Source organism: Pseudomonas fluorescens (assembly GCF_002837185.1).
Taxonomy (GTDB): Bacteria; Pseudomonadota; Gammaproteobacteria; order Pseudomonadales; family Pseudomonadaceae; genus Aquipseudomonas; species Aquipseudomonas fluorescens_AM.
In genome coordinates, this window is sequence record NZ_KZ478003.1 from 15,740 (window position 1) to 32,281 (window position 16,542).

At 62.0% G+C, this 16,542-nt stretch carries 15 protein-coding genes and 1 pseudogene; 9 read left to right on the forward strand and 7 right to left on the reverse strand.

All coding sequences use genetic code 11. The features are described from left to right. The first annotated feature begins 14 nt into the window (after positions 1 to 14). Positions 15 to 1,583, forward strand: coding sequence for a TerC family protein (locus CIB54_RS17740; RefSeq protein ID WP_065952446.1), 1,569 nt, complete (start codon positions 15 to 17; stop codon positions 1,581 to 1,583). Positions 1,584 to 1,623: 40 nt separating this feature from the next. On the opposite strand, the pseudogene CIB54_RS28015 reads toward CIB54_RS17740, so the two are convergent. Both CIB54_RS28015 and CIB54_RS17750 read right to left on the reverse strand, forming a co-directional pair. Further along, a pseudogene (locus CIB54_RS28015) lies at positions 1,624 to 1,944 on the reverse strand (thioredoxin family protein); the annotation flags it as partial. Between the two features lie 19 nt (positions 1,945 to 1,963). Further along, positions 1,964 to 2,212, reverse strand: a complete 249-nt coding sequence (locus CIB54_RS17750) for a hypothetical protein (protein ID WP_065952447.1) — start codon at positions 2,210 to 2,212, stop codon at positions 1,964 to 1,966. A 277-nt stretch (positions 2,213 to 2,489) separates the two neighbouring features. Here CIB54_RS17750 and CIB54_RS17755 point away from each other — a divergent pair, with 277 nt between their 5' ends. The 8 genes from CIB54_RS17755 (at position 2,490) to CIB54_RS17790 (ending at position 9,075) form a co-directional block, all read left to right on the forward strand. Further along, positions 2,490 to 3,338, forward strand: coding sequence for a transporter substrate-binding domain-containing protein (locus tag CIB54_RS17755; RefSeq protein ID WP_101220490.1), 849 nt, complete (start codon positions 2,490 to 2,492; stop codon positions 3,336 to 3,338). A gap of 52 nt (positions 3,339 to 3,390) precedes the next feature. Beyond that, positions 3,391 to 4,053, forward strand: a complete 663-nt coding sequence (locus tag CIB54_RS17760; RefSeq protein WP_017737242.1) for an amino acid ABC transporter permease — start codon at positions 3,391 to 3,393, stop codon at positions 4,051 to 4,053. An 11-nt stretch (positions 4,054 to 4,064) separates the two neighbouring features. After that, the gene (locus CIB54_RS17765) at positions 4,065 to 4,727 is read left to right on the forward strand and encodes an amino acid ABC transporter permease (RefSeq protein WP_101220491.1); all 663 of its coding nucleotides are present in this window, start codon (positions 4,065 to 4,067) and stop codon (positions 4,725 to 4,727) included. Further along, positions 4,724 to 5,506 carry an amino acid ABC transporter ATP-binding protein gene (locus CIB54_RS17770; RefSeq protein WP_101220492.1) on the forward strand — a complete coding sequence of 261 codons (783 nt, stop codon included), beginning with the start codon at positions 4,724 to 4,726 and terminating at the stop codon, positions 5,504 to 5,506. Before CIB54_RS17765 ends, CIB54_RS17770 begins: the two co-directional genes overlap by 4 nt. Before the next feature lie 15 nt (positions 5,507 to 5,521). Continuing rightward, positions 5,522 to 5,911, forward strand: coding sequence for a RidA family protein (locus tag CIB54_RS17775; RefSeq protein WP_065952451.1), 390 nt, complete (start codon positions 5,522 to 5,524; stop codon positions 5,909 to 5,911). A gap of 169 nt (positions 5,912 to 6,080) precedes the next feature. Beyond that, on the forward strand, positions 6,081 to 6,845 hold the full coding sequence (locus CIB54_RS17780; protein WP_065952452.1) for an IclR family transcriptional regulator: 765 nt from the start codon (positions 6,081 to 6,083) through the stop codon (positions 6,843 to 6,845). A 9-nt stretch (positions 6,846 to 6,854) separates the two neighbouring features. After that, positions 6,855 to 8,063, forward strand: a complete 1,209-nt coding sequence (locus CIB54_RS17785) for an amino acid deaminase (RefSeq protein ID WP_101220493.1) — start codon at positions 6,855 to 6,857, stop codon at positions 8,061 to 8,063. Positions 8,064 to 8,169: 106 nt separating this feature from the next. Continuing rightward, a complete protein-coding gene (locus tag CIB54_RS17790) occupies positions 8,170 to 9,075 on the forward strand; it encodes a sugar kinase (protein WP_101220494.1) in 906 nt (301 codons plus the stop codon). Positions 9,076 to 9,178: 103 nt separating this feature from the next. On the opposite strand, the gene CIB54_RS17795 is transcribed toward CIB54_RS17790, so the two are convergent. The 5 genes from CIB54_RS17795 to CIB54_RS17815 all read right to left on the reverse strand — a co-directional run bounded on the left by CIB54_RS17795 (position 9,179) and on the right by CIB54_RS17815 (position 16,462). Beyond that, positions 9,179 to 9,454, reverse strand: coding sequence for a peptidylprolyl isomerase (locus CIB54_RS17795; RefSeq protein WP_003174397.1), 276 nt, complete (start codon positions 9,452 to 9,454; stop codon positions 9,179 to 9,181). A gap of 43 nt (positions 9,455 to 9,497) precedes the next feature. Further along, entirely contained in the window at positions 9,498 to 12,035 is a 2,538-nt protein-coding gene (locus CIB54_RS17800; RefSeq protein ID WP_065952455.1) for a PAS domain-containing protein, read from the reverse strand. Between the two features lie 142 nt (positions 12,036 to 12,177). Further along, positions 12,178 to 14,130: an acetoacetate--CoA ligase gene (locus CIB54_RS17805; protein ID WP_101220495.1), complete on the reverse strand. Its 1,953-nt coding sequence runs from the start codon at positions 14,128 to 14,130 to the stop codon at positions 12,178 to 12,180. Positions 14,131 to 14,289: 159 nt separating this feature from the next. Then, positions 14,290 to 15,063, reverse strand: coding sequence for a 3-hydroxybutyrate dehydrogenase (locus tag CIB54_RS17810; protein WP_065952457.1), 774 nt, complete (start codon positions 15,061 to 15,063; stop codon positions 14,290 to 14,292). Between the two features lie 7 nt (positions 15,064 to 15,070). Beyond that, positions 15,071 to 16,462 carry a GntP family permease gene (locus CIB54_RS17815; RefSeq protein ID WP_065952458.1) on the reverse strand — a complete coding sequence of 464 codons (1,392 nt, stop codon included), beginning with the start codon at positions 16,460 to 16,462 and terminating at the stop codon, positions 15,071 to 15,073. Positions 16,463 to 16,542: the final 80 nt, after the last annotated feature.

Genomic DNA, 16,542 nt, shown 5'->3' on the forward strand with positions numbered 1-16,542 from the left:
CAGAGAACCCCTAGATGGAATGGTTAGCGGATCCAACGGCCTGGCTCGGCCTTGCGACCTTGATTGTGCTGGAACTGGTACTGGGCATCGACAACCTGGTGTTTATCGCGATCCTCGCGGACAAGTTGCCGCCTGAACAGCGCGACCGCGCGCGGTTGATCGGTTTGTCCCTGGCCCTGCTGATGCGCCTGGGCCTGCTGGCGAGTATTTCCTGGCTGGTGACGCTGACCCAGCCGCTGTTCGAGGTGTTCGACAAGAGTTTCTCCGGGCGTGACCTGATCATGCTGTTTGGCGGTGTGTTCCTGTTGTTCAAGGCCACCATGGAACTGCATGAACGCCTGGAAGGGCATGTCGCCCAGCACAAGGGCAACGTGACCTATGCGATGTTCTGGCCGATCGTGGCGCAGATCGTCGTGCTCGACGCGGTGTTCTCCCTGGATGCGGTGATTACCGCCGTGGGCATGGTCGATGAGCTGGCGGTGATGATGATCGCGGTGATCGTGTCCATCGGCCTGATGATCGTGGCGAGCAAGCCGCTGACCCGTTTCGTCAACGCCCACCCGACGGTGATCATGCTGTGCCTGGGCTTTTTGATGATGATCGGCTTCGCGCTGACTGCCGAAGGCCTGGGCTTTCATATTCCCAAAGGCTACCTGTACGCGGCGATCGGCTTCTCGATCCTGATTGAAGTGTTCAACCAGATCGCTCGCTCGCGGCGCAAGAAGTCGGCGCAAGGCGTATTACCGGTGCGTGAACGGACCGCCCACGCGGTGATGCGCCTGCTTGGCGGTCGCACCCTGGCGGTGGAAGAGGTCGGTGAGGAGGTGGCTGACCTGCTGGGCGAGCCGGATGCTGCGCAGGGCCCGTTGTTCGATCGACGCGAGCGCGTGATGATCAGCGGTGTGCTGCAACTGGCTGAACGACCGATCCGCACATTGATGACGCCACGGGCCAAGGTCGACTGTATCGATCTGGCGGACGATCCCGAGAGCATTCGCCTGAAACTGATGCACTCCTCCTACTCGCGGCTGCCGTTGATCCGTAACGGTGCGGTCGATGAGCCCCTGGGCTTCGTGCACAAAAAGGAATTGCTCAAGGAATACCTGGCCGGCAACGAGCCGAATCTGGAGCATTTGGCGCGTCGTGCGATCAACCTGCTGGAGCGCTTTTCGATCCTCAATGCACTGGAGCAAATGCGCCAGGAATCCACGCATATCGCCTTTGTGATCAACGAGTTCGGTGACTTCATGGGCGTGTTGAGCATGACCGATATCCTCGAATCCATCGCGGGTGAGCTGCCGGACGCCAGCGAGATCGAAGGGCCGGATATCGTCGAGGACGGCGCGGGGTATCGTGCCGATGGCGCGTTGAACCTCGATCAGGTCCGCCGACGCACCGGCTTCAAGGCGGCCGCTACCGAGGATTACCAGACCCTGGCCGGGCTGGTCATGAGCCTGCTTGATCGCCTGCCTGTGGTAGGTGATCACCTGGAACATGAAGGTTGGCGGTTGACGGTGGCTGCGGTGCGTGAGCGCCGGGTGACGCAGGTATGCCTTGAGCCTCTTTCAGGGCATAGCGCCTGAATATGCCTTCAAGGGTTTGCTCCTGGGTTGCCTGGGGGCCAAACCCTTCGATGAACTCCTCGACCTTGCCATTGACGTGGGGGACAAGGGTGGGTGTCGCTCTCACCCCCGGCAATGTGGGGGTTTTTGCGATATCGACCACCAGGCATTTCACCGTCTTGTAACGCCGTGCAACCGCTTCAAAGCGCTCGGCGGCGGGGCCGCATCCAGGGCAGGTCTCTGAAACAAACAGGATGAATACGATTGGAGCGGATCTGACGATCAACTGATACTGCTCGTTGGTTGCAATAGCGTCCTTTGCGATACCCATTTGACTTCCCTCTCGGCCAGCGTTTTTGCCAACGCTAGGCCGGTAGTGCATCGGTGTCTACTGTCAACCTTCACAGGTCCGGCTGACGCTCCAGGCGTTCCCGGGCCTTGCGCGCCTGGCTGGCGCACTTGCGGTATTCCTCATTGTCACGAGATGCCTTGGCCTCACGGTAGGCATGGTGATTCTGGCTGGTGTAGTTGGTGTCGAAGGCCTCCTTGAGTTTGCGCAGTTGTTCCTTGCAGTCGCGGCGGTCGTTGCTGGCCAGGGCGTTGCCGGCCATCAGGTAACACAGCATTAACAGGCCAAGCTTCAATTTCATCCGGGGTCCCTCCGTGCAGGGGCTTGTTCGCTCTACAGGTTAGCCCAACCGTACAAGGTTGGTGCGCAGTAACACCGTTGTGGGGCATTGAGTAGCAGAGCGCTGGGGTGATGGCGCAACGCCGCCGTGCTCCTCAATAACTATCTTGCTGATCCTTAAGGATTTTCTCTCCGGCATATTTTTCCTTCAGTCCCTGTGGCACACTTTCTGCTGTCTATTCCGTTGTTACATACCAAGTTCCGGTACAGCGGAATACACATCTCCTGGAGTGCTTGTCATGCATCACCGACCTTCCGTGTTCAAAGCGTGTGTTTTTCTCTTCGCCGCATCGGCGTGCGTTGTCAGCCTCGCGCAGGCGGCGGACAGCAAGCTCGACGACGTGCTCAAGCGCGGGCATCTGATCGTGGGTACAGGCAGTACCAATGCGCCGTGGCACTTCCAGGGAGCGGATGGCAAGTTGCAGGGGTTCGATATCGACATTGGCCGCATCGTGGCCAAGGGGTTGTTCAATGACCCGAGCAAGGTCGAGTTCGTGGTGCAGTCGTCCGACGCGCGGATTCCCAATCTGCTGACCGACAAGGTCGACATGAGTTGCCAGTTCATCACCGTCACCGCCAGCCGTGCGCAGCAAGTGGCCTTCACCCTGCCGTATTACCGCGAAGGCGTCGGCCTGCTGCTGCCCAACACCAGCCAGTACAAGCAAATCGAGGACCTGCAGGCCGCGGGCGATGACGTCACCGTGGCCGTGCTGCAGAACGTGTATGCCGAGCAATTGGTGCATCAGGCGCTGCCCAAGGCCAAGGTCGACCAGTACGACAGCGTCGACCTGATGTACCAGGCCGTGAACTCCGGTCGCGCCGATGCCGCCGCCACCGACCAGTCCTCGGTCAAATACCTGATGGTGCAAAACCCTGGCCGCTACCGCAGCCCGACCTACGCCTGGAGCCCGCAGACCTATGCGTGCGCGGTCAAGCGTGGCGACCAGGACTGGCTGAACTTCGTCAATACCGCGCTGCATGAAGCCATGACCGGGGTCGAATTCCCCACCTACAAGGCCTCGTTCAAGCAATGGTTCGGCGTTGACCTGCCGGAGCCGGCGATTGGTTTTCCTGTGGAATTCAAGTGATCCGCAACAATCGGGGCGCGCTTGACGGCGCCCCACTCAGGTACTGTCGACCATGAACTATCAGTTGAACTTTGCCGCCGTATGGCGTGATTTCGACACCTTGCTGGCGGGCCTCGGCCTGGGCCTGCAGTTGGCCTTGCTGTCGATCGCCATCGGCTGCGTGATCGGCCTGCTGATGGCGTTTGCCATGCTGTCCAGGCACCGCGCGTTGCGTATCTTTGCTTCGGTGTACGTGACGGTGGTGCGCAACACGCCGATCCTGGTGTTGATCCTGTTGATCTATTTCGCCTTGCCGTCGCTGGGCATTCGCCTGGATAAAATTCCTTCGTTCATCATTACCCTGTCGCTGTATGCCGGGGCCTATCTGACCGAGGTGTTCCGTGCCGGGCTGCTGAACATTCCCAAGGGCCTGCGCGAAGCCGGCTTGGCGATTGGCCTGGGTGAGTGGCGTATCCGCGCCTATATCACCGTGCCGGTGATGCTGCGCAACGTGCTGCCGGCGCTGTCGAACAACTTTATCTCGCTGTTCAAGGACACGTCCCTGGCCGCTGCGATTGCGGTGCCGGAGCTGACCTATTACGCCCGCAAGATCAACGTCGAAAGCTACCGGGTGATTGAAACCTGGCTGGTCACGACCGCGCTCTACGTGGCCGCCTGTTACCTCATTGCCATGCTGCTCCGTTACCTGGAACAGCGTCTGGCGATTCGTCGTTAAGGAGGGTTTCCATGTACGAATCCCCCAGTTGGCTGCATGAATTGTGGATCGCCCGGGAGACGCTGTGGGCAGGGTTTCAGACCAGTATCTATTGCTCGGCGCTGGCAATATTTTTCGGCACCCTGATCGGTATCTGCGCCGGGATGGTGCTCACTTACGGCACGTTCTGGATGCGTGCGCCATTGCGTCTGTATGTCGACCTGATTCGCGGCACGCCGGTGTTTGTACTGGTGTTGGCGTGTTTCTACATGCTGCCGGCGCTCGGCTGGCAGATCAGCGCGTTCCAGGCCGGCGCGGTCGGGCTCACGCTGTTTTGTGGCTCCCACGTCGCGGAAATCGTGCGCGGTGCGCTGCAGGCCATTCCCCGTGGGCAACTGGAAGCAGGCAAGGCGATTGGCCTGACGTTCTACCAGTCCCTGGGCTACGTGCTGTTGCCCCAGGCGCTGCGGCAGATCCTGCCGACGTGGGTCAATTCCTCCACGGAAATCGTCAAGGCCTCGACCCTGCTCTCGGTCATCGGCGTGGCTGAGTTGCTGCTGAGCACCCAGCAAGTCATCGCACGCACCTTCATGACCCTGGAGTTCTACCTGTTCGCAGGCTTCATGTTCTTTGTCATCAACTACGCCATTGAATTATTCGGGCGCTACATAGAAAAGCGGGTGGCCTTGCCATGAATCAACGTCAAACAACCGAACCGCTGCTGAATATTCGTGGCCTGCGCAAGCAATACGGGGCAGTGGAAGTGCTCAAGGGTGTCGACCTGAGCCTGCAGCGCGGCAACGTGGTGACCCTGATCGGCTCCAGCGGCTCGGGCAAGACCACGCTGTTGCGTTGCGTCAACCTGCTGGAAGAATTCCAGGGCGGGCAGATTACCCTGGACGGCGAGTCCATCGGTTACAGCGACGTGGCCGGCAAGCGCGTGCGTCATCCCGAGCGCGTGATCGCCCAACACCGCGCAATGACCGGCATGGCGTTCCAGCAATTCAACCTGTTCCCGCATTTGACCGCCTTGCAGAACGTGACCCTGGGGTTGTTGAAAGTTAAGAAAATGCCTAAGGACGAGGCCGTGTCGCTTGCGGAAAAATGGCTCGACCGCGTGGGACTTCTGGAGCGTCGCAATCACTTTCCCGGTCAGTTGTCCGGCGGCCAGCAACAGCGCGTGGCGATTGCACGGGCGATTGCCATGAACCCCAGCCTGATGCTGTTCGACGAAGTGACCTCGGCCCTCGACCCGGAACTGGTAGGCGAAGTGCTCAGCGTGATCAAGGGGCTGGCGGAGGAGGGCATGACCATGTTGCTGGTCACCCACGAAATGCGCTTTGCCTACGAAGTGTCGGACAAGATCGTTTTCATGAACCAGGGGCGCATTGAAGAGCAGGGCAGCGCCAAGGATATTTTCGAACGCCCGCAGTCGCCGCGCCTGGCGGAATTTCTCAAGAACATTCGTTTTTAATCAAGGAGCTATTTTATGAGCATTACTCGTTACGGTGCCGGTAGTACTGCCGGCGGCGGCCAGCCACGTCCCTTCGCCCGCGCAGTGGAAGCGGACGGCTGGTTGTACGTCTCAGGCCAGGTGCCTGCGGTGGACGGCGAAATCATCACTGGCGGCATCATCGAGCAAACTCGCCAAACCATGCGCAACGTGGTGGCGATCCTTGAAGAGGCCGGCTACGAATTGAAAGACGTGGTGCGTGTCGGCGTGTGGCTGGAAGACCCACGGGACTTCTGGAGTTTCAACAAGGTGTTCGGCGAATACTTCACGGCCGAACACGCCCCGGCGCGGGCGTGCGTGCAGGCGAACATGATGGTCGATTGCAAGGTCGAGATCGATTGCGTGGCCTACAAGAAAAAGGGCTAAATTGGCCCCATTCTCTACACCACAGCTGCTCCAATGTGGGAGGGGGCTTGCCCCCGATAGCGGTGTATCAGTAACAGCTGTAAGGACTGACACACTGCAGTCGGGGGCAAGCCCCCTCCCACAGGAGAACTTTGTCGCACACATCAACTTCGACCGGACCGGAACCGCCATGACCGAAGACACCATCAAACGCCGCGCCAAAGGCCTGGACCGTGCGTTCGATATTCTCGATTTTCTCAAGGAAATCGGCCAGCCGCTGCGCCCGAATGATATCGCCAGCGGCATCGGCAGCCCCAAGTCCACGGTCTATGAACTGGTCGCCTCGCTGCTCGAGCGCCGCATCCTGGAAACCGTGGGCAAGGACGGTCACGTCTACCTCGGGCGCCAGCTGTACTTCCTCGGCCAGGCGCACCTGCGCCACTTCGACCTGACGCGCGAGGCCGACCACGCCTTGCAGGAGATCGTCAGCAAGACCCACGAAACCGCGCAGATGTGCCTGCTCAACGGGCGCAAGTACACGGTAGCGCTGATGCGCGAAGGCCAGCGGCATTTCCGTATTTCGTCGGATATCGGTGAAAACGCGCCGATCCCCTGGACCGCTTCCGGGCGCCTGTTGCTGGGGCATTTGAGCGACCAGCAGATCATCGACCTGATCGACCCCGACGATTTCATCCTGCCCGATGGCCTGCGCCTGCCCCTGGAGACCTTCCTGGCACAGATCCGCCAGGCCACCCTCGACGGGTTCTTCTCCTTCGACAGCGTGGCCGACACCTTTACCCACTGCTTTGCCGCCCCGGTGCGCGACGCGCAGGGCACCAGCATTGCAACGCTGTGCATCGTTGCCCCCCGGGCTGATGCGAGCAAAAACTACCATGACTATCGCCGGGTGCTGATCGACAGCGCCAACAACCTGGCCCGGCGCATCACCGAATAGGAATTTCCCATGTCTGCCTTCAATGCCGTTGAAAAAGGCGCCGCCGCCATTGGCGCCCATCTGGTCCGCGACGTGAGCCTGCCGGCCCTGGTGCTGCACCGCGAGGCACTGGAACACAACATCCGCTGGATGCAGGCATTCGTCAGTGCCAGCGGCGCGCAGTTGGCGCCCCACGGCAAGACCAGCATGATGCCGGCGCTGTTCCAGCGTCAGGTCGCTGCGGGTGCGTGGGGCATCACCCTGGCCAACGCCGTGCAGACCCGCGCGGCCTACGCCGGTGGCGTGCGTCGCGTGCTGATGGCCAACCAGTTGGTGGGGGCGCCGAACATGGCGTTGATTGCCGACCTGCTGGCCGATCAGGATTTTGACTTTCATTGCATGGTCGATCACCCGGACAACGTCGCTGACCTGGGCCTGTTCTTCGCCGCCCGTGGCCTGCGCCTGAACGTGATGATCGAGTACGGTGTAGTCGGTGGTCGCTGCGGCTGCCGCAGCGAGCAGCAAGTGCGCGAATTGGCCAAGGCGATCAAGGCTCAACCTGCGCTGGCCCTGACCGGTATCGAAGGCTACGAAGGGGTGATCCACGGCGAGCACGCCATCAGCGGCATCCGTGAATTCGCCGCCAGCCTCGTGCGACTGGCAGTGGACCTGCAGGACAACGGCTTTTTTGACCTGCCCAAACCCATCGTCACAGCCTCGGGTTCGGCCTGGTATGACCTGATCGCCGAATCCTTCGAGCAACAGAATGCCGCCGGGCGCTTCCTCAGCGTGCTGCGCCCAGGCAGCTACGTGGCCCACGACCATGGTATCTACAAGCAAGCGCAATGCTGTGTGCTTGAGCGTCGCAGCGACCTCGACGAAGGCTTGCGCCCGGCGCTGGAAGTCTGGGCCCATGTGCAATCGTTGCCGGAACCGGGCTTTGCGGTGATCGCCCTGGGCAAGCGCGACGTGGCCTACGACGCCGGTCTGCCGGTACCGCTCAAGCGCTACAAGGCCGGGATCGTGCCGGCCGAGGGCGATGATGTGAGCGCGTGCCAGGTGACCGCCGTGATGGACCAGCATGCGTTCATGACCGTGGCGCCGGGGGTTGACCTGCGCATTGGCGACATCATTTCGTTTGGTACGTCCCACCCATGCCTGACCTTCGACAAGTGGCAGGTGGGTTGCCTGGTGGATGAGCAGTTGCGGGTGATCGAGTCCCTGCGTACGTGTTTCTAGACCGCGTCGCGCCTATCGGGGGCAAGCCCCCTCCCACATTTGGAATGCGTTCCCCTGTGGGGGGCTTGCCCCCGATGAGGCCATCAGCCCCACCGAGACAGCAGCCATGACCACTAAACCGCGCATCGCCCTTATCGGCGAATGCATGATCGAACTGCAACACCGCGCCGACGGCAGCCTGCACCAGAGCTTCGGCGGTGACACCCTGAACACCGCGGTGTACCTGCGCCGCGAACTGGGTGATATCGGCAGCGTCGACTACGTCACTGCCCTGGGCGATGACAGTTTCAGCGATTCAATGTGCGCACAGTGGCAAGCCGAGGGCATCGGCCTGGGCATGGTCCAGCGCCTGCCCGGACGCCTGCCGGGTTTGTATTGCATCCAGACCGATGCCAATGGCGAGCGTAAGTTTCTCTACTGGCGCAACGAAGCGGCCGTACGCGATTGCTTCACCACGCCTGCGGCCGAACCGATCCTGGCGGCGTTGCCGGAGTATGACGTGGTGTATTTCAGCGGCATCACCCTGGCGGTGCTGGGTGCGGTTGGGCGCGAGCGCTTGCTGGACACCCTGGTAGAGACCCGCCGCCGGGGCGGCAAGGTGGTGTTCGATAACAACTACCGGCCACGCTTATGGGCCGACGTGGACACGGCTCGTGAGGCTTATCGCAAGGTGTTGGCTGAAGTGGACATCGCCTTGCTGACCGAGGATGACGAGCGCGCGTTGTTTGGTTATGAGGACAGCGAACAGGTATTTGCGGCCTATCCAGCGATTGCGCAGGTGGTGCTCAAGCGGGGCGCGGATGCGTGTTTGATGCGTTGCGCGGGGGAGCGCTATGCGGTGCCGGCGGTAACGGTGGAGAAGGTGGTGGACACCACGGCGGCGGGGGATTCGTTCAGTGCGGCGTATCTGGCCGGGCGGCTCAAGGGTGAGTCGCCGCAAGAGGCAGCGTTGGCGGGGCATCGGCTGGCGAGTCGGGTGATTCAGGTGCCGGGGGCGTTGATACCGAGGTGAATGGCCGCCTGTGGCGGATCGGGGGCAAGCCCCCTCCCACATTTGGAATGCGTTCCCCTGTGGGAGGGGGCTTGCCCCCGATGGCGGTGTAAAGCCAACCCCCTCAGTCCCGGTAAAACACCTGCACCAGGTGATACCCAAACTTGCTCTTGATCGGCCCATGCACCACCTTCACCGGCTTCTTGAAGATCACCGCATCGATGGCCCCCACCATCTGCCCGGGCCGCACCTCACCCAGATCGCCGCCACGCTTGCCCGACGGGCAGGTGGAGTACTTCTTGGCGAGCACGTCAAAGGCTTCGCCCTTGGCAATGCGCTGCTTGAGTTGTTCGGCTTCTTCGCTGGTTTTCACCAGGATATGGCGGGCTTGGGCTTTCATTGATGTCTACCAGGTGTGCGACGGCGCGCGATTATGCCTGAACTCAGGCATCGACGCCGATCATGCTGCGGATTTTAGTGGCCAACAGGTCGATGGAAAATGGCTTGGCGACCATGTCCATGCCGTCCTCCAGGAAGCCCTGGCGTTCAGCGGCTTTCTCGGCATAACCGGTCATGAACAGCACGCGCAGGCCCGGGCGATGCTGGCGGGCGATTTCCGCCAGTTGCCTGCCGTTCATGCCCGGCAGGCCGACGTCGGTCACCAGCAAATCCACGCGCAAGTCCGATTCCAGCAGCGGCAGCGCGGCACGCGCATCCGCCGCCTGGTGAGCGGTATAGCCCAGTTCGTCGAGCAGATTGACCACCAGCATGCGCACCGCCGGGTCGTCCTCGACCACCACCACGGCTTCTCCGGCCAGGGCCACCGGGGCTTCGCTCAGGCTGGCGGGCAGGCTGCTTTCCAGCGCGGTGCCGTGCAGGCGCGGCAAGTACAGGCGCACGCACGTGCCCTGGCCCGGCTCGCTCTGGATAGTCACATGGCCACCGGACTGCTGGGCGAAGCCGTAGATCATCGACAAGCCCAGTCCGGTGCCTTGGCCGATGGGTTTGGTGGTAAAGAACGGGTCGAAGGCCTTGGCCAGGATCTTCGGCGCCATCCCGCTGCCGTTGTCGCGCACGCCGAGCATCACGTAGTCGCCGGCCTTGACCGGCTCCAGGGTGGTGATATCGGTGCCGTCCAGATAGCTGTTGGCGGTTTCGATCAGCAGTTCGCCGCCGTCGGGCATGGCGTCGCGAGCATTGATCACCAGGTTGAGCAGGGCGTTTTCCAGTTGGCTGGCGTCGGTGTTCACCGGCCAGATGTCTTTGCCAAGCTGCACGTTGAGGGTGATATGCGCGCCCTTGGTGCGGCGGAAGAGGTCTTCCAGGGACGCCACCAGTTGGTTGGGATCTGTGGGTCGCCGGTCCAGCGATTGGCGCCGTGAGAATGCCAGCAGTCGGTGGGTAAGGGCGGCGGCGCGGTGGGCGGACGTCACGGCGGCATCGGCAAAGCGGCCGATGTCCTCACTGCGGCCGTCGGCAATGTAGCGTTGCATCAGGTCGAGGCTGCCGATGATACCGGTGAGCATATTGTTGAAGTCGTGGGCGATACCGCCCGTGAGCTGACCCACCGCTTCCATTTTCTGCGCGTGGCGCAAGGCATCTTCGGCCCGCTCGCGCTCGAACATCTCGTTCTGCAGGCGCTGGTTGGCCTCGGCCAGTGCCTGGGTGCGCTGGGCCACGCGTTCTTCGAGATTCTCGTTGAGATGGCGCAGGGCTTCTTCGGTGAGCTTGCGTTCGGTCTCATCGATCACAAAGATGTAGAAACCGTTCACCGAGCCGTCGTTGCTGAAGCGCGGCAGGTACTTCATCAAGGCATGGCGCGCTCGCCCGTCGCGATGGGGCGAGACGGTCATGAAGCTGCACGCCTTGCCGTTGAGCGCGGCGGCGATCTTGTCTGCGCGCCCGGCGTACACCTCGTCGCCGATGACTTCGCGGATGGTCTTGCCGTACAGCTCCTGTGGCGTCTTGCCGTACCAGTCGAGGTAGGCGCTGTTGTTCAGGCGAAAGCGCTGCTCGTGGTCGACATAGCCGATCAACACCGGCATGGCGTTGATGATCAGTTGCAGCTCGGTCTGGCTTTGACGCAGCGCCTGCTCGGTGTGCTTGCGCTCGGTGAGGTCCAGCGCGGCGCCAAGGAACCGCGCCGGCCGTCCCTGCGGGTCCTTGTAGCAACGGCCACGGGCAAACACCCAGCGCACCTGGCCGTCGGCTTGCTGCAGGCGGTATTCCTCGGCGTATTCGGTACCGTAGGTGATGCAGTGCTTGATGCTGCGCGTGACCGAGCCTCGGTCTTCGGGGTGCACGCCGAGCAGGTAGGCGCTGATGGGCAAGAGGCCGGCGTCATTCGGGTCGACGCTATGCAAGTAAGCGAAATGCGCGTCGGCGATAAAGCGGTCTTCGCCGATGTCCCAGTCCCAGGTGCCTACTGCGTCGGTCGCCGCCAGTGCCAGCTGCAGACGCTGCTCGGTACTGTGCTGGGCCTTGAGGCTGTCTTCGGAGCGCTGCTGCAATTCGAGGGCTTTGCTGCGCCGCTCGTTGGTTTCGATGGCGGTGACCAGGATGCCGGCCACGCGGCCGCTTTCATCGCGCACCGGGCTGTAGGTCAGGTCGAGCCAGATCTCAGTGTCGCGATGGTTGCGCTGCAGCACAAAACACTGCTCGCTGAAGGTTCGCACCTGGCCGCTGAGCACCGCGTCATAGATCGGCGCAGCAAAGCTCTGCAGTTCCGGCCAGGTCGTGTGTACCGGCTGGCCCAGGGCATCGGGGTGCTTGTTGCCGGCCAGCAGGGCGAAGCCATCGTTGTAGAGCTGGATGAGCTGCTCGCCCCAGAGCAGCAGCATCGGCATGGGCGAATGCACCACGATATCCACGGCGGTGCGCAGACTTTGCGGCCAGTCATTGGCCTCACCGAGGGGGCTTTGCGCCCAGTCCAGCCGCTCGATCAGTGCAGCGGCCTCGCTACCGGTGGATGTTCCATTCATAAACAAGCCTTGCGCTTCACGCTCTGAAAAAAAGACAACACCCATTATCCCAAGAGACAACCACGGGTGGCTACCTCGAAAAATAGCATGCATTGCCGGTTTTTCTTCAAAACGCCGTATCAGCGCTGAAACCTTTCATCTGTCACGCCAGCTCAGGGCGGTCGCGAAATTGCTCGAGCGCCTGCGGATTGGCCAACGCATCGGTGTTTTTCACCGGTTCACCGTGCACGACGTTGCGCACTGCCAATTCGACGATCTTGCCGCTGATGGTGCGTGGGATATCCGTGACCGCGAGGATCTTCGCCGGTACGTGGCGCGGGGTGGTATTGGCGCGGATCACCTGGCGAATCTGCTGCTCCAGCGCTTCATCCAGTTGCACACCGTCGTCAAGGCGCACAAACAGCACCACGCGCACATCGTCCTGCCAGCGCTGGCCGATGGCGAGGCTTTCCAGCACCTGGGGGACTTTTTCCACCTGGCGATAGATCTCGGCGGTACCGATGCGCACGCCGCCAGGGTTGAGCACCGCGTCGGAGCGGCCGTGGATCAGCAGGCTGGCGTTGGGACGCTGCTCGGCATAGTCGCCCTGGGCCCATACGCCGGGGAACTGGCTGAAATACGAAGCGCGCAGTTTCTGCTGGTGTGGATCGTTCCACAGCCCGATGGGCATGGCCGGAAAATGCCGGGTGCACACCAGTTCGCCTTTCTCACCGACCAGCGGTTGGCCCTGGTCGTCCCATACTTCGATGGCCATCCCCAGGCTCTTGCACTGCATTTCGCCACGGCGCACCGGCAGCACCGGGTTGCCGATCACGAAGCAGGAGACGATATCGGTGCCGCCGGACATGGACGACAGGCACAGCTCGCCCTTGATCTCGCGGTACACATAGTCGTAACTCTGGGGCGACAACGGCGAACCGGTGGAAATCAGGCCCTTGAGGCTGCTCAGGTGGTGGCTCAGGCGTGGCTGCAGCCCGGCTTTTTCCAGGGTGACGAGGAACTTGGGGCTGGTGCCGAACACACTGATGTTTTCCGCATCGATCAGGTCGATCAAACGCTCGGGGCCGGGATGGAACGGCGAGCCGTCATACAGCACTGCCGTGGCGCCAATCGCCAGCACCGACACCAGCCAGTTCCACATCATCCAGCCGCAGGTGGTGTAGTAGAACAGGCAGTCCTCGCGAGACAGGTCGGCATGCAGGCCATGTTCCTTGAGATGGGTGAGCAGCACGCCGCCGGTGCCGTGAATGATGCACTTGGGCACGCCGGTGGTGCCGCTGGAATAGAGGATATACAGCGGGTGATCGAACGGCACCGCGACAAATTCAGGCTCGCCGCCGGCCTGGTAGACGTCGTCCCACAGCGTGACCCGGGCTTGGGTGAGGTAGTCGCCGACCTGCGCCTGCGGGCGGGCGTAAGGCACGATGATCAGTTGCTCCAGGGACGGCAGCCGCGCGAGGATTTCATTGAGCTTGGCGCTCTGGTCGAGGGTCTTGCCGGCATAGCGATAACCGGCGCAGGTGATCAGCACCTTGGGTTCGATCTGACCGAACCGGTCGATGACGCCCTGAGTGCCGAAATCCGGCGAGGAACACGACCAGATTGCGCCGAGACTGGTGGTGGCGAGCATGCCGACCAGGGTTTGCCAGGTGTTGGGCATGCACGCGGCCACCCGGTCACCGAGGCCGACCCCGGCCGCGCGCAAGCTTTTTTGCAGGCCCGCCACGTGGGCGGCCAGCTCGGCGTAGGTCAGTTGTTCGCGCTGGCCGTCTTCGCTGATGGCAACCACGGCAGGGTGAGAGTCGCGGCGGCGCAGCAAGTGCTCCGCGAAGTTCAATGTCGCGCCGGGAAACCATTGGGCGCTGGGCATTTCATTGCCTTCGACCAGCGTGGCGCTGGGCGGGCTGCGAAAGTGCACGTCGAAGAACGCCACGATGGCCTGCCAGAAGTCCGCGCGTTGGTCGATGCTCCATTGGTGCAGGGCGGGGTAGTCGTTGAGCTGCACATCGTGGCGAGCATTGATAAAACGTCGGAACTGGTCCATGCGCGTGTTGGCGATGCGTTCGGGGGAGGGTTGCCAGAGGATGTCGGACATAGCGAGATCTCTTGTTCTTTTACTGGTGTTCCAAACAATAGAGTTCCAGTGTGGGAGGGGGCTTGCCCCCGATGGCGGTGGTTCAGCTGGCACATGTGATACTGATCCACTGCCATCGGGGGCAAGCCCCCTCCTACATTTGATCTCCACTGCCTGGGGTTATTGGGCCAGCCAGCCGCCATCGATGTTCCACGCCGCACCACGCACCTGGGCGCCGGCCTCGCTGCATAAGAACAGCACCAACTCACCCAACTGTGACGGCGTCACAAACTCCAGCGACGGCTGTTTTTCCGCGAGCAGATCCTGCTGCGCCTGCTGCGGCTCCACCCCGCTGGCCACACGATCATCAATCTGCTTCTGCACCAGCGGCGTCAGTACCCAGCCTGGGCAAATGGCATTGCACGTCACGTTGCTGGTAGCGGTTTCCAGGCCCACGACTTTGGTCAGGCCGATTACCCCGTGCTTGGCCGCCACATAGGCTGCCTTGCCCACCGAACCGACCTGGCCATGCACCGAGGCGATATTGACGATGCGTCCCCAGCCCCTGGCCTTCATGCCCGGCAGGCTCAAGCGGGTGCTGTGGAACACCGATGACAGGTTGATGGCGATGATCGAGTCCCAACGCTCCACCGGAAAGTCTTCCACTGCCGCCACGTGCTGGATGCCGGCGTTATTGACCAGAATGTCGACGCCGCCGAACTCGTGCTCGGCGTAGGCGAGCATCTCGGCGATCTGTGCCGGGTCGCTGACGTCCGCCGGGTGATGCCCGACCTTGCCGCCCAATGCCTGCACCTGGGCGATCACCGCGCTGGCGTCGCCGAAGCCGTTGAGAATCAGGTTGGCGCCGGCCTTGGCCAGGCTCAGGGCAATGCCCAGGCCGATGCCGCTGGTGGAGCCGGTGACCAGAGCCGTCTTGCCGTTCAATCTCGTCATGAAAACCTCACACAATGCCGGTGGCGTAGAAAGTACCGATCACCACGAACACCGCGAGGGTCTTGATGATCGTGATGCCGAAAATGTCCTTGTAGGCTTCGCGGTGAGTCAGCCCGGTCACCGCCAACAGCGTGATGACCGCGCCGTTGTGCGGCAGGGTGTCCATGCCGCCGCTGGCCATGGCCGCGACCCGGTGCAGCACTTCAAGGGGGATATTGGCCGCATGGGCCGCTGAAATAAAGCTCTCGGACATGGCTGCCAGGGCGATGCTCATGCCGCCGGACGCGGAGCCGGTAATCCCCGCCAGCAGGGTCACGGTAATGGCTTCGTTGACCAGCGGGTTGGGGATGCCCTTGAGCCAGTCCGCCAGCACCAGAAAGCCCGGCAACGAGGCGATCACTGCACCGAAACCGTATTCCGAGGCAGTGTTCATCGCTGCCAGCAACGCGCCGCTGACCGCACTTTTACTGCCTTCGGCCAGCTTGCTCTTGATCGCCGAGAAGCCGCACACCAGCACCACGATAATCCCCACCAGCAACGCCGCCTGCACCGCCCAGATCGCAGTGAGTTTGGCAATTTCAGTGGTCACCGGAGCGCTCATGCCGGGCAGGCTGAGGCTGTGGGTCTTGCCGTACCACTGCGGGATCCAGTGGGTGAACAGCAGGTTCATCACCCCCACCAGAATCAGCGGCGACAGCGCGATCCAGGGGTTGGGCAGGGTCAGGTTCTCGGCGGTTTCCGGTTCGTTGCGCAGCTCGGTGCCATAGCCTTCGCCCGCGCGCTGGGCCTTGTTGCGTTGGCGCGCCAGGTACAGCATGCCGGCGCAGAATACGAAGATCGTACCGATCAGCCCCAGCCACGGTGCGGCCCAGGCCGTGGTGTTGAAGAAGGTGCTGGGGATGATGTTCTGGATCTGCGGCGTGCCGGGCAGGGCGTCCATGGTGAACGAGAACGCGCCAAGGGCGATGGTGGCCGGGATCAGGCGCTTGGGGATATTGCTCTGGCGGAACATCTCCGCCGCAAACGGGTACACCGCAAATACCACCACAAACAGCGACACACCGCCGTAGGTGAGCAGGGCGCAGACCAGTACGATCACCAGCATCGCCTGGCGCGTACCGAGCACACGAATGGCGGCGGCGACAATCGAGCGCGAAAAGCCTGACAGCTCGATCAGCTTGCCGAACACCGCGCCGAGCAGGAACACCGGGAAATACAGCTTGATAAAGCCGACCATCTTTTCCATGAACACCCCGGTAAAGGCCGGAGCGACAGCGGACGGGTCAGTGAGCAGCACAGCGCCAAGGGCAGCGATTGGGGCAAACAGGATGACGCTGTAGCCACGGTAGGCAGCCAGCATCAGCAGCGCCAGCGCTGCCAGGGCAATGATCACACTCATGGTGTGTCTCCATCGGATTGTTATTGTTGTGGGGTGGGGCTTTGGGGAGGTATAGCGAGATGTGTGCCAAGTATTTAAGT

Bases quoted from the DNA above. Each gene is read 5' to 3' on its own strand.
- CIB54_RS17805 (WP_101220495.1), bottom strand. From the start codon at position 14,130: ATGTCCGACATCCTCTGGCAACCCTCCCCCGAACGCATCGCCAACACG.
- CIB54_RS17815 (WP_065952458.1), bottom strand. From the start codon at position 16,462: ATGAGTGTGATCATTGCCCTGGCAGCGCTGGCGCTGCTGATGCTGGCT.
- CIB54_RS17755 (WP_101220490.1), top strand. From the start codon at position 2,490: ATGCATCACCGACCTTCCGTGTTCAAAGCGTGTGTTTTTCTCTTCGCC.
- CIB54_RS17800 (WP_065952455.1), bottom strand. From the start codon at position 12,035: ATGAATGGAACATCCACCGGTAGCGAGGCCGCTGCACTGATCGAGCGG.
- CIB54_RS17775 (WP_065952451.1), top strand. From the start codon at position 5,522: ATGAGCATTACTCGTTACGGTGCCGGTAGTACTGCCGGCGGCGGCCAG.
- CIB54_RS17790 (WP_101220494.1), top strand. From the start codon at position 8,170: ATGACCACTAAACCGCGCATCGCCCTTATCGGCGAATGCATGATCGAA.
- CIB54_RS17765 (WP_101220491.1), top strand. From the start codon at position 4,065: ATGTACGAATCCCCCAGTTGGCTGCATGAATTGTGGATCGCCCGGGAG.
- CIB54_RS17740 (WP_065952446.1), top strand. From the start codon at position 15: ATGGAATGGTTAGCGGATCCAACGGCCTGGCTCGGCCTTGCGACCTTG.
- CIB54_RS17810 (WP_065952457.1), bottom strand. From the start codon at position 15,063: ATGACGAGATTGAACGGCAAGACGGCTCTGGTCACCGGCTCCACCAGC.
- CIB54_RS17770 (WP_101220492.1), top strand. From the start codon at position 4,724: ATGAATCAACGTCAAACAACCGAACCGCTGCTGAATATTCGTGGCCTG.
- CIB54_RS17780 (WP_065952452.1), top strand. From the start codon at position 6,081: ATGACCGAAGACACCATCAAACGCCGCGCCAAAGGCCTGGACCGTGCG.
- CIB54_RS17750 (WP_065952447.1), bottom strand. From the start codon at position 2,212: ATGAAATTGAAGCTTGGCCTGTTAATGCTGTGTTACCTGATGGCCGGC.
- CIB54_RS17795 (WP_003174397.1), bottom strand. From the start codon at position 9,454: ATGAAAGCCCAAGCCCGCCATATCCTGGTGAAAACCAGCGAAGAAGCC.
- CIB54_RS17760 (WP_017737242.1), top strand. From the start codon at position 3,391: ATGAACTATCAGTTGAACTTTGCCGCCGTATGGCGTGATTTCGACACC.
- CIB54_RS17785 (WP_101220493.1), top strand. From the start codon at position 6,855: ATGTCTGCCTTCAATGCCGTTGAAAAAGGCGCCGCCGCCATTGGCGCC.